Annotated in this window: 17 protein-coding genes; all 17 read left to right on the plus strand. The window is 56.4% G+C overall.

The window, feature by feature from the left end; all coding sequences use genetic code 11:
• Positions 1 to 44: 44 nt before the first annotated feature.
• The 17 genes from FRH_RS14770 (at position 45) to FRH_RS14850 (ending at position 14,194) form a co-directional block, all read left to right on the plus strand.
• Complete coding sequence (locus FRH_RS14770; RefSeq protein WP_281997126.1) at positions 45 to 989, plus strand: hypothetical protein; 945 nt, start codon at positions 45 to 47, stop codon at positions 987 to 989.
• Between the two features lie 51 nt (positions 990 to 1,040).
• Positions 1,041 to 1,985 (plus strand): P22 phage major capsid protein family protein, encoded by a 945-nt coding sequence (locus tag FRH_RS14775; protein WP_281997127.1) that lies wholly within the window; start codon positions 1,041 to 1,043, stop codon positions 1,983 to 1,985.
• Between the two features lie 56 nt (positions 1,986 to 2,041).
• A complete protein-coding gene (locus FRH_RS14780; protein ID WP_281997128.1) occupies positions 2,042 to 2,362 on the plus strand; it encodes a hypothetical protein in 321 nt (106 codons plus the stop codon).
• Positions 2,363 to 2,365: 3 nt separating this feature from the next.
• Complete coding sequence (locus FRH_RS14785; protein ID WP_281997129.1) at positions 2,366 to 3,067, plus strand: DUF6682 family protein; 702 nt, start codon at positions 2,366 to 2,368, stop codon at positions 3,065 to 3,067.
• Positions 3,067 to 3,597: a hypothetical protein gene (locus tag FRH_RS14790; RefSeq protein WP_281997130.1), complete on the plus strand. Its 531-nt coding sequence runs from the start codon at positions 3,067 to 3,069 to the stop codon at positions 3,595 to 3,597. Before FRH_RS14785 ends, FRH_RS14790 begins: the two co-directional genes overlap by 1 nt.
• A gap of 8 nt (positions 3,598 to 3,605) precedes the next feature.
• Positions 3,606 to 4,550, plus strand: a complete 945-nt coding sequence (locus FRH_RS14795) for a hypothetical protein (protein ID WP_281997131.1) — start codon at positions 3,606 to 3,608, stop codon at positions 4,548 to 4,550.
• Positions 4,551 to 4,559: 9 nt separating this feature from the next.
• Complete coding sequence (locus FRH_RS14800) at positions 4,560 to 4,880, plus strand: hypothetical protein (protein WP_281997132.1); 321 nt, start codon at positions 4,560 to 4,562, stop codon at positions 4,878 to 4,880.
• On the plus strand, positions 4,877 to 5,302 hold the full coding sequence (locus FRH_RS14805; protein ID WP_281997133.1) for a hypothetical protein: 426 nt from the start codon (positions 4,877 to 4,879) through the stop codon (positions 5,300 to 5,302). Before FRH_RS14800 ends, FRH_RS14805 begins: the two co-directional genes overlap by 4 nt.
• A gap of 65 nt (positions 5,303 to 5,367) precedes the next feature.
• Positions 5,368 to 6,993 (plus strand): hypothetical protein, encoded by a 1,626-nt coding sequence (locus tag FRH_RS14810; RefSeq protein ID WP_281997134.1) that lies wholly within the window; start codon positions 5,368 to 5,370, stop codon positions 6,991 to 6,993.
• Positions 6,994 to 7,020: 27 nt separating this feature from the next.
• A complete protein-coding gene (locus FRH_RS14815; protein WP_281997135.1) occupies positions 7,021 to 10,281 on the plus strand; it encodes a hypothetical protein in 3,261 nt (1,086 codons plus the stop codon).
• Positions 10,282 to 10,286: 5 nt separating this feature from the next.
• Complete coding sequence (locus FRH_RS14820; protein ID WP_281997136.1) at positions 10,287 to 10,655, plus strand: hypothetical protein; 369 nt, start codon at positions 10,287 to 10,289, stop codon at positions 10,653 to 10,655.
• Positions 10,642 to 11,010 carry a hypothetical protein gene (locus tag FRH_RS14825; RefSeq protein ID WP_281997137.1) on the plus strand — a complete coding sequence of 123 codons (369 nt, stop codon included), beginning with the start codon at positions 10,642 to 10,644 and terminating at the stop codon, positions 11,008 to 11,010. Before FRH_RS14820 ends, FRH_RS14825 begins: the two co-directional genes overlap by 14 nt.
• Positions 11,011 to 11,043: 33 nt before the next feature.
• Entirely contained in the window at positions 11,044 to 11,556 is a 513-nt protein-coding gene (locus tag FRH_RS14830; protein ID WP_235253352.1) for a hypothetical protein, read from the plus strand.
• On the plus strand, positions 11,553 to 12,203 hold the full coding sequence (locus FRH_RS14835) for a hypothetical protein (RefSeq protein ID WP_281997138.1): 651 nt from the start codon (positions 11,553 to 11,555) through the stop codon (positions 12,201 to 12,203). The genes FRH_RS14830 and FRH_RS14835 overlap by 4 nt, the downstream gene beginning before the upstream one ends.
• Before the next feature lie 9 nt (positions 12,204 to 12,212).
• Positions 12,213 to 12,689 carry a hypothetical protein gene (locus FRH_RS14840; protein WP_281997139.1) on the plus strand — a complete coding sequence of 159 codons (477 nt, stop codon included), beginning with the start codon at positions 12,213 to 12,215 and terminating at the stop codon, positions 12,687 to 12,689.
• Positions 12,686 to 12,925 carry a hypothetical protein gene (locus FRH_RS14845; protein ID WP_281997140.1) on the plus strand — a complete coding sequence of 80 codons (240 nt, stop codon included), beginning with the start codon at positions 12,686 to 12,688 and terminating at the stop codon, positions 12,923 to 12,925. Before FRH_RS14840 ends, FRH_RS14845 begins: the two co-directional genes overlap by 4 nt.
• A 9-nt stretch (positions 12,926 to 12,934) precedes the next feature.
• On the plus strand, positions 12,935 to 14,194 hold the full coding sequence (locus tag FRH_RS14850; protein ID WP_281997141.1) for a hypothetical protein: 1,260 nt from the start codon (positions 12,935 to 12,937) through the stop codon (positions 14,192 to 14,194).
• The last annotated feature ends 3 nt before the right edge of the window (positions 14,195 to 14,197 follow it).

Genomic DNA, 14,197 nt, shown 5'->3' on the forward strand with positions numbered 1-14,197 from the left:
AAGCCCGGCTCACAGACACGCCGAGAGGCGTCATAGGAGTTGAAATGTCACTACCCCAGTCCGTACAGGCACAAGCTGCCGCTGCCGCTAAGCACTTTGACCGCGAGCCAGAGAATCCCGACGCCGATAAGGCCAAGGCTCCTGATCGTGAGCAAAACCCGCCACGCGACGCTGAGAAGCCGGACACTGCCAAGCCCGACGCGCAACCCGCTGAGCCACCGAAGGACGAGCCTAAGCCTGAAAGCCAAGACGCCCTTTACTGGCAACACCGCTTTCAAGTGCTGCAAGGCAAGTACAACAGCGAGCTGCCAGCGCTGCGCCAAGAGGTTGAACAACTGAAAGAGCAGGTTGCGGGCAAAGACCAGCAACTGAAAGCGCAGGAGCATAAAGCGCCCGATAACAGCGGCATTACTGACGAACAGCTCGCCCACTTCAAGCAGGAGTATGGCGAAGACCTGGTGACGTTTATCGAGCGCATGACCCAAAAGGGAGCGGCCCCAGCTGATGCCGGTAACACCAAAGAGCTGCAGGAGCGCCTGGATCGTCTCGAATCCGAGAAGCACGAAGACGCTGAAGCACGCTTTTGGGTGAGCCTAGAGCAAGCGGTGCCCAATTTCCGACAGGTCAACAGCGAAGCCGCTTTCCTGCAATTCCTCAGTAAGTTCGACCCACAAACAGGCAAGCAGTACCAACAGGCCCTCAGTCAGGCGCAACAGAACCTAGACGCCAAAGGGGTGGCCGACGTTTTCAAACTCTATCTGAATCAGGCGAAACCAACGCAGCAGCAGCGCCAAGTCCCCGATGAGCAAGTAGAGCCGCGCACCACGAAAGCAGCGCCCACACCGCAAGCCCAAGGCGGGAAGCTGTGGACCGGTGCCGACATTACGCAGTTCTATCGCGACAAGACTGCTGGCCGCTACTCCGCTGACGAAGCGCAACGCCTGGAAGCCGATATTTTTGCCGCCCAACGTGAAGGCCGGGTTCGATAACCCGGCTGGCGGTTCCGATTCCTCGCCGTGAGGCGATAAGAGGGTATTCCAATGGCAGGTCCAACACGCGACGCATCGCATCCCGACTACTCCAGCACGTCTGCCTCCGGGTTTATCCCGCAGGTCTGGTCGGGAAAGATGGTTGAAAAGCTGTATCAGCGAACCTGTTTCGCTGAAATCTCCAACACTGACTACGAGGGTGAGATCAAGTCGCAAGGTGATACGGTGATGATTCGCACCACGCCGTCTATCACCATCCGCGACTATGAAGTTGGCGGCGGTCTCAACTACGAGAAGCCGACCAGCGACAAGGTCGAGCTGCACATCGACAAGGCGAAGTATTTTGCCTTTGAGGTGAACGACGTTGACGAGTATCAAGCCGATATCAAGTTGATGGATAACTGGTCGGACGATGCTGGCCAGCAGATGAAGATCGCCATCGACAAGGTGATTCTCGGTGACGTGTTCGCCGACGCGGCCGCAGAGAACGCAGGCGCTGCCGCTGGTCGTGAGTCTGGCGGGTACAACATGGGTGAGGCGGGCGCGCCAGTATCCGTGGACAAAACCAACATCCTCGATGTGCTGGTGGATTGTGGTTCGGTACTGGATGAGCAGAACGTGCCTGACGACGGCCGCTGGATTGTTCTGCCCGCCTGGATGAACGGCATGCTCAAGAAGTCCGACCTGCGCGACGCGAGCGCCATGGGTGATAACACCTCCGTGTTCCGTAACGGCAAGGTAGGGATGCTGGACCGCTTCGACGTGTATATCAGCAACAACATGTCGAAGGTCACAGACGCCACCACCACACGGCAGGCTACTAACGCAATCTTTGGTCACAAGAAGGCGCTCACCTTCGCGTCGCAGATGACCAAGATGGAGAACTTGCCTAACCCGCAGGACTTCGGCCAGCTGGTGCGCGGCCTGAACGTCTTTGGCTATGAGGTCATTGACCCCAACGCCATGGGCCACCTGTACGCCGAGCGCGCCGCCTAAGCGCTCCATATCGCCACCCTTCGGGGTGGCGTTTTACTTTCCGTGAGGAAACACGCATGACCAAGACACTGATTGAGCAAATTGAAGACGCGGTGACCAAGGATGATTTCGACCCACTAGCCGAGAAGCTAGGTGTTGAGCTCAATAAGCGCCAAGGCGTTGAGACCATCCGGGCCGAGCTGCTGGAGGCCGCCGAAACGCTAGCAGAGCAGGGCGTCACCACGTCTGAAGAGCTTACACCTAACGAGATGCCAACCGAGCCTGAAGAGCACGAAAAGCCTAAGTATCAAGGACGGATGCTTAAGCATCTGAAGAATGGGCGCGTCTTCCCGTGGACGGCTGCGCTGGCTAAAAACCGTTACATGCAGGAGGTGTAAGCGATGGCCGTCACGACTGTAGGCACCGTCATTCGTAACACCAAGCTGGTGTTGCAGGAAGTGACGGCCGCCGGTACCCGCTGGACGAACGAAGAGCTGATCGGTTGGCTGAATGAAGCCTACCAGGCCATTGTCCAGATCAAGCCCGATGCCTCTGCGATCAATACCAGCGTTGAGCTCGTCGCTGGCACTCGGCAAGAAATTCCTAGCGATGGCATGCGTCTGATTGACGTGGTACGCAATACCGCTGCCGCTAGCCAGAAGATGGGCATCATGGTGACCACGCGGCGCTCACTAGATACCACGCGACGGAGCTGGCATGGCGATGACCCAAGCGTGGATATCGAGCAGTACATGTTCGATGACCAAGACCCTACGCGATTCTACGTTTATCCGCCCGCTGCTGTAGGCGCTGAGGTTGAGTTGATCTACTCCTCGACGCCATCGCCGCATGATGTAGCGCTAGGCCTTACCGGTCTAGAAGCTGAAACCATACGGCTCAATGACAGCTACGCACCGGTGATTACCGATTACATCTTGTACCGCGCCTACTCCAAAGACGCTGAACACGCGGCCAACCTTAACCGCGCCCAGATGCACATGCAGGCGTATATGGGGGCGCTGGGCCAAAAGGTGGAAGTGGCGCGAGCTATTTCACCGAACGCGCCTGACAACTCATCCAATCCGCCGCGGACGCGTCAGTAATGGATTTGCTACAAACAGTGGTGCAGGACGTTCCTGAATCGCCACTAATGACCGTTCGCGACGCTATCAAATGGGCAGAGTTCCGGCTGTGTCAGGACGGCAATGGCTGGATCGTTGACGCCCCTGTAACACAGGAGGGAGTCGTGATAGCTCCCGAGGGCACCCATTGCGTGCGGGTGCTTACGCTCTTCCGTGACGTCCGCGTTATGACCCCAGGCGTCGACTATGAGCAGCTATCGCCGGAAAGCGTAAGCATTCATCGGGTGGGCGATGGCGATACGTTTACAGCGCGTGTTGCCGTCAAGCCGACTAGCGACGGCAGCTTGCCAGACGATTTGCGCCGCCAGCACTTTGAGACGCTGCGCCACGGCGCGACTCATCGATTGCTGCTATTGCCTCAGCCGTGGCGCAGCGTCGAGCAGGCGGCTTACCACGAAACCTACTTTAAGGCGGGTATTAACGACGCTTATCGCCTATCGGTTTACGGGCAGCAGCAGGGCGCGCGCGTTCAACCACGCCGATTTATCTAGGGGGTCGTATGTCATTCGAGCAAGCTGTTGTACAGCTAGAACAAACAAACGCCGCGTTGCAAGAGGAGGTGGTTCGCTTCCGCGACGCGGCGATGGGCCTTAGCGCCATTTATCCGACGATCACGGAAGGGCGGCAGAACACGGCCGATGGCAAGTATTTCAGCGTACCGGGCAGCGGTGCGTATATGCGCCTCTACCGGCGCTCAGGTTCAACCGCGTCGCTGATTGCAGAGTTCCCCGACCGCGCGCAAGTGCAGGGGATTGTTGATGTGTTTGGTGGCCGGGGGGTAACGGGGCCTGGGGATTTGATGGCCCAAGGGGCGTTTGGACTGGGGGGGCAAGGTTACCAATTATCGGATTTTAATGCGGCACCCTCTGCTAACCAGTTTTATTTTGGTGCTGGGGCACCTGGTAGCAATGATTTGTTGGGAGCCAAGTATTGGCCTGGGGTCGATTTGTACAGACTCAGTTCCGGGCATTCTATTCGATTAATGTTTTCTAATTTGGGCGCAGTTATAAGGGGCTGGGTAGGGGGAAGTCCATCGTTCGATTTTAAGCTGTTACATGATAAAAACATTTTAGGCGCCGTGTCCCAATCAGGCGGTGTACCGACGGGTGCGGTTATTGAGCGTGGGAGTAACGCGAACGGGGACTATGTAAAGTTCGCTGATGGGACGCTCATATGCTTTTTACGAGGCACCTTCCCAAGTGGTGTTTTTTCACCTTTGGGGGCTTTATTTTCAACACCGTCTATAAATGTAAGTTTTCCCGCGGCTTTTATTAGCAACCCTGTAGTTTCATTGGGATCGTCGTTTGGTGCATCCGGCACATGGGCTGGGCTGGGTGATTCAGGGACATCTAACAATAGCACGTCCCTTAGAGCATACAGAACATCCGCCGTGACGGTCTCTAACCTCAGATACGAAGTAATCGCCATCGGCCGCTGGTACTAAGGAGCACCCATGAAACTTACACTAAATCTTTCTCCCGTCCGCAGTGACGAAGAAACTACCGCCGCAATCTCAGGCACGGTACTAACCGTCAACGGCACCGACTACGACCTTTCTGAACTACCCGACGGCGCGACCGCTCAACATCCCGAACTCGGCACCGTGAAGCGCAACGGCAGCGAGTACGAATGCACGATCCGCTTAGGCCACGGTCCCAACGCCCCGCACGAAACGCGGTTCCCTGCGCCCATTGTGTTGGAAAACCACAACGGCCCGATTGAGCTGCCGATGTACGACGTAGTGCCCGAAGAAGAACAGGAGCCCACCCCATGAGCTGGTTAGCAGATGCAGAAGTTACGCTGCCCAAAACCGACGCCGAGCTTTTAGCAGAGGCCCAAGCGTCAAAGATCAAAGAGATCAACGACGCTTACACCGCCGCCGCCGAGCCGTTGATTAAAGAGTATCCCGAGATCGAGCAGCAAAGCTGGACAGAACAGAACCGCGAGGCGCGGGCGTTTCTGGATTGGCACGCAGCCCCGCAAGGCGACGCCCCGGCAACGCCTGTGCTCGACAACATTCTGATAGGTCGGAACGGTGAACACGGCACCGAAACGCTGGCCGAGCTGTGCGAAGCGGTGGTGAGTAATGCCGAGCGTTTCACGCAGTTTCAGCAGTTGACGGGGAAGCGGCAGCGGCTGGTTAAAGCGGTGAAGACGGCTGGGACAGATGAGGCCGTAAACGCTATCAGCTGGTAGGGCAGCAAAACGTATCAGAACAACGGCCGCGTAAGCGGTTTTTTTATGCCTGAAAGGTGGACATATTGAAAATCCAACATAGCGCCTTTCGCGGCGAGCTGCCGATCTTAAGCGCGCGGCTACTGCCAGAAAACAATGCCCAACTCGCGCGAAATGTTTACCTGAAACGGGGTACGCTCAAGCCCGAACGTGCACCGCTCGCGGTTGAGTCACTTAGCACGGTGGCGAACCCTTCCACGCTTTACCGCTACCCAGCGGGAAATGAAGGCCAGGGTTACTGGTTGACGTGGGGCCTTGGAAAGAACGTTGACGTTGTGAAGTTGCCGCTCGCGAATGACGACTTTTCACGCGTGTACTGGACCGGTGATGGCCCGCCAAAGATGGGTGGCATTAGCGATATTACCAGCGGCACGCCGCCATACCCCGGCAATAGCTTCCGCTTGGGCATTCCCGCGCCTACAAATGCGCCGTCAGCGACCCCCCCAAGTGGGCGGACACCTATCAGCGAACGCCCACCGACCACGCTGGAAACCTCGTACGTAGTCACGCTGATCTCTCGCTTTGGTGAGGAGGGGCCGCCCAGTGCGCCCAGCAATATCATTGAGCGTTGGGATATGGTCAGTGGCGCGCCTGCGGGTGGCGAGGTGCAGCTGGCATTGCCAAGCGTGCCGAGCGGTAGTCACGACATTGTGACGAAACGCATTTACCGCGCAGAATCGGGTGGCATTTACCAGTACGTGGCCGATGTGAACATCGCCAACACGGAATACTTCGACAATATCACTAGCGCCCAGCTTGGACGCGCATTGCCCTCGGTGGAGTGGGATATGCCTGATGCTCGCTTGCACGGGTTAACGGCTCTCCCTGGCGGCATTCTCGCCGGATTCTTTGAAAACACGTTGTGCTTTAGCGAGGCTTACTTGCCGCACGCGTGGCCAGTGGCTTACCAGTTGGCTTTCAAAGACAACATCGTCGCCATTGGCGCTACGTCGTCGGGCTTGATCGTGGCCACGCAAGGGCAGCCCTACCTTGTCAGTGGTGCCAGTCCTGAAGCTATGTCGCCCATGCAATTAGACGTTGACCAGCCCTGCATATCCGCGCGCTCACTAGTGGATATGGGCGAGTACGTTATTTACGCAGGCCACGAAGGGCTAGTTGCTGCCGGGGGTCGTGATGCCCGCGTGGTGACTGCCGAGGTGTTTACCAAAGACCAGTGGCAAGCGCTGAATCCTGAGACGATGCACGCTTATCGTTACGATGGTCGTTACCTTGCCTTCTATGAAGGTGGCTGCATGGTGTTTACGCCCGGTGAAGGCGTTGAGTTTTTGGATATCGATGCCAGCGGCGGGTATCACGACATAGCAGCAGGTGCGCTTTACCTGATCCAAGACGATGCTATTAGCGCATGGGGACAGGGCGTGCCAATGACTTACACGTGGCGTTCGCGCTTGCATGAAGTACCTCCAGGCAGCGCAGGCTTTACCTGCGGCAAGCTGATTGCGTCCGACTACCCTGTTCGCCTCATCATTCTTGCAGACGGCAACCAAGTGCTGGATACGCAAGTTCCCAATTCCGGCATGTTTCGACTTCCGGCGGGTTACACCTTGTGCCGTGATTGGGAGATCGAGATTCAAAGTAGCCACGAAGTGCAGTCCATCCAGATCGCGACTTCCCCTAGCGAATTGATTTAACCCTTTCAGGCTCACCGTGAGGTGCCCATGAACCGACGCCGTCGGACACTGCCGCCCGTGCCGCCCAAGGCACCGAGCGAGTTACGCCCCCTGATTGCCGCCATGACGGAGATTCTGGAAACCGGTGAAGGCGTGCGCGGCGACCCCTTAGATCGCAAAGTAACGCTGCGCGATATTCTGGATAGCGGCATTGGGCGGTTAAAGCCCGGTATGCGCCCTGGCCAGGATGGGAACTTGGATTCTGGTGCACTGCCGCCCGCTCCTGATCTCACAATTCCTCCCGCGCCTGCAGGCTTTGATGTGCAGGGCGGTTTCTACGGCATGATCAATCTGAGCTGGACGATTCCCGGCCAGCAGTACCGCAACCATGCCTATACCAGCATCTTTCGCAGCGAAGAAGATAACTTCGCAAACGCGGAGCTGATTGGTCGCGAGAACGGGAGCTTCTATACCGACTACGTGCGTGACGATGCGGTTGACCCTAACGACCCCACAAAGCTCAAGGGTTATTACTACTGGATCACGTTTACCTCGATTGCAGATGTAGAGGGGCCGCCCAATAGCCCTAACGGCACCTATGCCGCGCCGATAGCAGACCTTGGCTATGTCATCGAGCTAATCACCGGAGAGATTGATAACAGTATTCTGGCGCAGTCGCTGCAGGAAGAGATCGCCCGCATAGGAGAGCTTGATACCGCTCTGAATGGCCCTGAATCACTGGATGGCACGGTAGCGAACCGTTTGTCCCAAGAGCGCGAGGCGCGTATTGCCGCCCTTGATAGCGAGCGACTGGAGCGAATCGACGGCTTGACGTTTGAGGCTCAAGCGCGCGCCCAGGCGATTCAGCAGGAAGTGGAGAATCTCACGACCGCGATAACGCAAGCCGTAGAGCAGCTTGAGCTAGAAGACAGCTTGCTGGCTCTACAGCAAAACGTGATAGCGGCTTCCTACAATGCCAATGCGGCCTCGATCTACTCTATGTCGCAAGTGCGTATTAATGACAACGAAGTCTTTGCTACGCAGATCGACCAGTTGTTTGGCAGTGTCGACGATAACGAAGCACTGATTCTTCTTGAGCAGCAAATTCGCACCGATCAATTCAGCTCGTTGTCGACGCAGGTTGGCATTTTATCGGCGCGCCTCGATGCTAGGCCCTCTCTTGCCAGCAGTTTCGAGGCGGGGAGCGACTTCAACGCTTGGTCTGCTACCAGCAACAACGCTCTTGCTGCGGAAACCAGCGATGTTTACGCAGGCCAGCAAGCGGCTCGTATTACCTCTTCGCAGTCGAGCGCTAATCCGCAAACAGGGGGCGTACGCCGTGCCGTGGATGCCGATACAGCGACCGAGTTTGCAGGCAATGAAGTGCGCTTTTCGCTTTATGCCAAGCGTCCGAGCAGTAACGCCAGTAGTGAGTTTGCCGTTGCTTACTGCGTGGACGGTGTCTTTGGCGAGTGGGTGCGCTTAACGCCTACCAGCGAGTATGCGTTTTACGATGTGATCGTTGATGTTCCGGCAGGTAATGCCGGGGCGTCGCATGAACTGGTGATTTGGGGCGACACATCGGGAACAGGTAAGAGCGTGCTGGTAGATCGCGTGCTGGTGACGTTTGCCGAAGTCGACATACCCGAAGTCACCGCGGCGATCGAACAAATTCAGCAGGCACTGGCGGATCAGGAGCAAGCCGTCGCGAATGAGCTACAGGCGTTTTTGTCGCAGCTCAATGCCAATACTGCGTCTATTCAAAACGAGTCAGAGACGCGTAGTACTCAGATCGACGCGCTGGCCTCCGACCTTCAAACGCTGACAGCTCAAACTCAAAATAATACGGCTGACATTGTGGCCGAGCGTGAGGCTTGGTCGTCGGCGGTTGACGCATTAGCGCTGGACGTAGAAAGCCTAATGGCGTCGGTGGGCGATGATGTGGTGCTGGTATCCGAAGAAGCACGTATTAGGGCGGCAGAGGATGAGCTGCTGGGCTCGATTCAGCGGGTGATGTCAGCGACGCGCAAAACGGCGGCGGCAACGTTTTATGGGCTGGAAGAGGTGCGCACCGATGATAAGCAAGCGACGGCGCGCAGAATCGATGGGCTAGAGGTAGAGCTCGGGGACGCTTTCGCCGCCATCGAGCAGACGCAAAGCCTTCTCGCCTCTGAGACGCAGGCCTTATCCAGCCAAGTCACGACCGTAGCCTCTGAGCTAGGCGACAACCTCGCAGGTGTGCAGCAGACGTTCGAGACGGAAATTACGAGAGTCGACGGCGAGCTGACCAGCCTTGGTGCGTTGTACACCGTGCAGGTTCAGGCGAATGGGCTGGTGGGCGGCTTTGGTGTTTACAACGACGGCTCCCAGGTGGATGCGGGCTTTGACGTGGATCGTTTCTTTGTAGGACGCACGAATGCCAACAAGCGGCGGCCGTTCACCATCGTGAATGATGTGGCCTACATGAATATGGCCATGATTCGCAATGGCTCCATCCAAGAGGGCCAGCTAGGTGCCATTACCATTGGTAAGTTCTTTCTTGATGATGGTACGCCTGTCACAACCGCAGGTGGCTTAATCCGTGCCGATGCAATTGACGCAGATAACCTAAGCGTCGCTGAGGCGGCTCGGTTTTACGGTGATGTTCAGTCAGGTAACTACATCGCGGGTCAAAGCGGTTGGCGAATCCGGCAGAATGGCACCGTTGAGTTCAATCAGGGCGTGTATCGTGGCCCTGTTGAATTTACGCAGGTAACCGGAGGCCCACCGGCAAACGCAGATCGAACGGCCGACAACACAGCATCTGACACGTACCTAGTGAATGGCCGCTCTGCCAACACGGTAAAGAATGAAGCTAGGGAAGGCAGCGAAGCAAAAGGGCGAACGGATAGCTGGACGCGCCCCAGCTCTACACTGATAGATGGCAATAAAATTTTCACAGGAGATGCGTATGTCGACACACTCCAAATAAAAGGACGTGCCGTCACTATCCCCGTCTCCTCTGCAGCCTCAAGTCTACTCAGTTTTATTCCTACCATGGGAAAAGTACCCATTATCGCGGCTTCGATTAACTCTCAGGGTCAAAATGTGCTCGTCAGCGTGTCGTTTGGTGTTACGGATGGTTCGATTAATGGGTTCGAAATACGGCGTGATGGCGAGGTGGTAGTGGCTAGGCCAGGAGGCACAGGAGCCATGAGTGTTTCAGCGCATGTAGGAGGAACGACCAACACAAACGTATTTAGTGTGTATGTGTGGGGCAATGGGAATATCACTGGTAGGTCGATAGGCCTAATCGCAACCTTGAGGTAGCTAACATGGATGACCACGTATATCGTTATGCTATGGCAAATAGTCGTGGAGAGATTTTACAGGTGACGTCAGGCCCTTATCTGTATGTTCCTTGTGATGATGCTGTTAGCGATGCAAGCCATTATGTTGATACTGCCTCTGGCAGTGTGAAACACAAAAAAATGTTGCAGTTCGAAAAATTAGTAGAGGGGATGACAGTAGTTCTAACTGGCTTGCCTGTTGGCCTAAAGGTTTCAACCAATAATGTCAGCACACTTACGGATAGCCAGCCTTTGTCTATAACCTATGATGTGCCAGGAACATATCAAATATCATTTAATGGTCGCTTTGATTATTTAGACTGCATCGAGGATGTGACTGTTGGCAATGCTTAATGCGTGTACTTTCAAAAGCCGTGAGGCCGCGAAGCTGCACTATCTGAGTTTGATTGACAGCTTGGCTGCGGATAAACGGTATGTAGATCCTGCTTTGCTCGATCTGCATCGTCAAAAACTACTAGAAGCCAACCAGGGCGGAGGCGAGTATTTGGAGGCCGAAGCTATCGAGGTAGGAATGCCGCTGGATGTGCTAGTTAGTTCTGTGCTTCATCAGCATCAAAGGCGTCAAAAGTGGACACAACAGATTGAGTTGGCGCGTATCAAAACCAAGTCTCTTGTTCGCAAAGCAGCATCTGCATCTGAGATGCATATGCTAGTTAATAGATTCAAGCAGCAACTAACGATGATATAATTACTGTTCAATTGCCCCACCGTGAGGTGCCGCATGCCCCGCCAGAATGAAGCTACGTTTTTACGTGGCGTACTCCGCAATAACGAAGCGGCCGCGCAATTTTGCGAGATGCTGTTTCGTATTTCCCAAACGCTCGACGACCTCGTTGATAAAGACAACCCAGTAGCCGACACCACGCTAATCCGCACGTTCTGGGAAGCGCTGATTGAGCTGCCTGCGAATCCGTTTTACCGCGAGCATGAACCTTATCTACGCCCGCTAATGGCCAGCGCACTGCAAGACTGGCGTGATAGCGCGTGCCTGGAGCGCTCTGACAGCCGCCACTACAAAACCCTAGCCTTCGTGCTTCGCGACCAGTTAACGGCCGTGGTGACGCAGTGTGCCTATCTGGTCGGTGGCTATGAGTGGATGAACAAGGTCAGCTTATCGATTCGCGACCACTTCCATGAAGACGGCCTTGATGACTACTTGGCTGGACTCGACCCCACGCAAGACGAAACGTATCAGCAAGATGTCGACGCATCGCTGAACGGGGGTGACCAGTGAGCGGCGGTGGCGGTGGTGACAACACAGTTAAGGATACCCCTGAGCAACGCCAGCTGGCCCAAGTCGCTGCCGAAAAGTGGAACTTTGCCCAAGAGAAGCTAGCCCCGCTTGAGAACGCGTACATGGAGTCGGTGGGCGATATGACCAGCGACGCCAATATGAGCTACATCGCGGGCCGCACGCTGCAAAGCCAGCAGCAGGCCGTGAGTGAGGCAAGTGACCAAGCGGGTTTGCAGTTAAGCCAAGCAGGCATCGACCCTTCTAGCGGTCGCGCGCAATCCACGATGAGCGGCATCGCGCTGGGCGGTGCCAGCGCAGGCGGTGAAACCCTCGGGCGCGCTCAGTTTGAGCAAGAGAACCAGCAGGTGCAGGGCCTGCAGAATATTGTGGCCATCGGCCAGGGGCAGGCAGGGCAAGCACAGCAAGGGTTATCGAGCGTTGCCAGCCAGTCGGCGGCCGATGCTCGGCAATCCGCTGCTACGCGCTTTAACCGTCGCAGCGCCAACCTACAGCTGGTTGGCCAAGTGGCGGGCGCTGGAACTGCTTACGGTCTAGATAACTTAAGTGCCCCCAATTCTGGATTAGGTATGGATGGCGGCATTAGCCAGACAGCTATCGACGTGTCTAACCAATTGTGGAATGGGTAAGGGGGAACCATGCAATACCAACCCACGCTAGGGCAGATTAATTACGCGCCCTCTCAAACGGCACAGCAACGCATTGACCCAAGCCAAGCCATGCGCGGCGACCAAGGAGCCTCACAACTACTTGGCCAGCTCAACCGCGCCCAATGGACAGACTGGAAGAACCGCTTTGCGCCGTACGTCGATGAGCTGGCCCGCGTGGCCCAAGACAACAACGCCCCAGGCGCAGCCGCTGCCAATGCCAGCAATGCCGTGGGCTTGGCGTTCGACAGCAGCCAGCAAGGGCTTGCCCAGCAGCGCCAAGGGTACGGCATTAGCCAGACTCCCCAGCAGCAAGCCGCCGAAGAGCGTCGCACCAGCCTAGAACGTAGCGCCTCCATGGTGAGTGCGGGCAATGAGGCACGCATCTCTGCCCAAGATCGTCAGGACGCCATTCTGGCGGGCGGCATGGGCCTCTCCAATATTCCTGACAGGGTGATGAACCAATGAGCTACGGACTATTAGGCCTTCGCCAACAAATGGAAGGCCAGGCCATGCAGGGGCTAAGTGATCTATCGGGCCAGCAGCGCCAAGCCAAGCAAGCCGAAGAGCAAATGGAGCAAGCCGAGAAAACCCAGAAGATGAGCGCCATCGGCACGGGCGCAGGTATCGGCATGATGGCCGGAGGGCCAGTAGGCGCTGCGATTGGCGCGGGCGTTGGCTTTCTCGCCAGCTCAATCTTTTAGGAGGTCACCATGGCAGGACTCGATACACGCGGCTTGGCCAGTGGCTTCGCGCAGGGCTTTGGGCTGATGAACCAGTATCAGCAGCAGCAATTCCAGAATGAGCGCGCTGAAAAACAGGATGCGATGCAAGCCGAGCAATTCGACATGCAGAAGCAACAGTTCAGTGCCCAGCAAGAAGATGTGCAGCGGCAGCGCGATATGGAAGAAATACAGTTCACGCTCGGCAAGATCGGCTCCGGCATGGATGTAGCCGAGGATGAACTGGAAACCCTGCGCCGGTACCCGAAGTTTTGGGCCGCGCTAGACCCGCAGACAGACGCGTCGATCAACCAGGCCATGGCAGTGATTGACCCTGATACCACTGTCGACGCCAACGATCCCGAAAGCCTGGAAGCCCTCAATCAAATGTTTGGCGCTGAGATTAACCGCGGCGATGGCGGCCAAAAGCGAGTGGTTGGCATGTACCCCGGCACGGACGGGCATAGCGTTATGCTTGAACTGGAAGTAGTGGGCGAGGACGGCAACATCTACCGAGCGCCGATGACCGAAGGGCGCGGTACCGCTGAGGATGATCTTATTAAGGCAGTGCCGATCGAAGCGCTGGTGGAGCAGGTGCAGGGTATGCGTTTACTTCGCAACACCATGCGCACGCCAGAAGCCCAGCAGCGCGCCACTCAGGTACTCAGCCTGCTGCGTGGTGACTCGAAGGAGCGCTGGGAGCAAGTGCAGGGGCCTGGCGGTTCATTGCTACAGCGAAACATGGATACTGGAAAACTGGAGTCGGTGGTTGGTCGCGCGCCGCAGTCAGGGGGCAATTATTGGGATCGGCCAACAGCCACGCAAAAAGATATCGAATATTTGGTGAGCAATGGCTTAGCCCCCAGCCGCGAAGCGGCATGGCAAATGCTGAATCGCAGCAACGACTCCTCACGTGACGAGCTCAAATATTACACGGGTCGGCTAGAAGATATCGAAAGCATATTAAGCGCGCCTGGCGCAGCGAACACCATGAGCGATGAAGAGCTTGCTCAATTTCAAGGCGAAAGACAGGCCATTCGGGATATGTTACCCGAGCTAGAAAGCCGTGCCTTTGGACGTCAGCCCGCAGGATTAAGCATACCCGCATCAAGGCAGTCTTCGACGACGGCAAGCTCTAGTGCAGACCAACCGTCGCAGCCAGAGCGAGAGCGCGGTTTGAGGCCTGGCCCAGCACCTGGCGAAGAAACTGACGAAGACCCTGCCGCTGCCATCTTGAACAAATATTTCTAGCCT

Origin of the sequence: Halomonas sp. A020, from assembly GCF_027943625.1 — a bacterium.
Lineage (GTDB): Bacteria > Pseudomonadota > Gammaproteobacteria > Pseudomonadales > Halomonadaceae > Vreelandella > Vreelandella piezotolerans.

Coding starts and splice junctions, on each gene's coding strand:
- FRH_RS14770 (WP_281997126.1), top strand. CDS start 45: ATGTCACTACCCCAGTCCGTACAGGCACAAGCTGCCGCTGCCGCTAAG.
- FRH_RS14775 (WP_281997127.1), top strand. CDS start 1,041: ATGGCAGGTCCAACACGCGACGCATCGCATCCCGACTACTCCAGCACG.
- FRH_RS14780 (WP_281997128.1), top strand. CDS start 2,042: ATGACCAAGACACTGATTGAGCAAATTGAAGACGCGGTGACCAAGGAT.
- FRH_RS14785 (WP_281997129.1), top strand. CDS start 2,366: ATGGCCGTCACGACTGTAGGCACCGTCATTCGTAACACCAAGCTGGTG.
- FRH_RS14790 (WP_281997130.1), top strand. CDS start 3,067: ATGGATTTGCTACAAACAGTGGTGCAGGACGTTCCTGAATCGCCACTA.
- FRH_RS14795 (WP_281997131.1), top strand. CDS start 3,606: ATGTCATTCGAGCAAGCTGTTGTACAGCTAGAACAAACAAACGCCGCG.
- FRH_RS14800 (WP_281997132.1), top strand. CDS start 4,560: ATGAAACTTACACTAAATCTTTCTCCCGTCCGCAGTGACGAAGAAACT.
- FRH_RS14805 (WP_281997133.1), top strand. CDS start 4,877: ATGAGCTGGTTAGCAGATGCAGAAGTTACGCTGCCCAAAACCGACGCC.
- FRH_RS14815 (WP_281997135.1), top strand. CDS start 7,021: ATGAACCGACGCCGTCGGACACTGCCGCCCGTGCCGCCCAAGGCACCG.
- FRH_RS14820 (WP_281997136.1), top strand. CDS start 10,287: ATGGATGACCACGTATATCGTTATGCTATGGCAAATAGTCGTGGAGAG.
- FRH_RS14830 (WP_235253352.1), top strand. CDS start 11,044: ATGCCCCGCCAGAATGAAGCTACGTTTTTACGTGGCGTACTCCGCAAT.
- FRH_RS14840 (WP_281997139.1), top strand. CDS start 12,213: ATGCAATACCAACCCACGCTAGGGCAGATTAATTACGCGCCCTCTCAA.
- FRH_RS14845 (WP_281997140.1), top strand. CDS start 12,686: ATGAGCTACGGACTATTAGGCCTTCGCCAACAAATGGAAGGCCAGGCC.
- FRH_RS14850 (WP_281997141.1), top strand. CDS start 12,935: ATGGCAGGACTCGATACACGCGGCTTGGCCAGTGGCTTCGCGCAGGGC.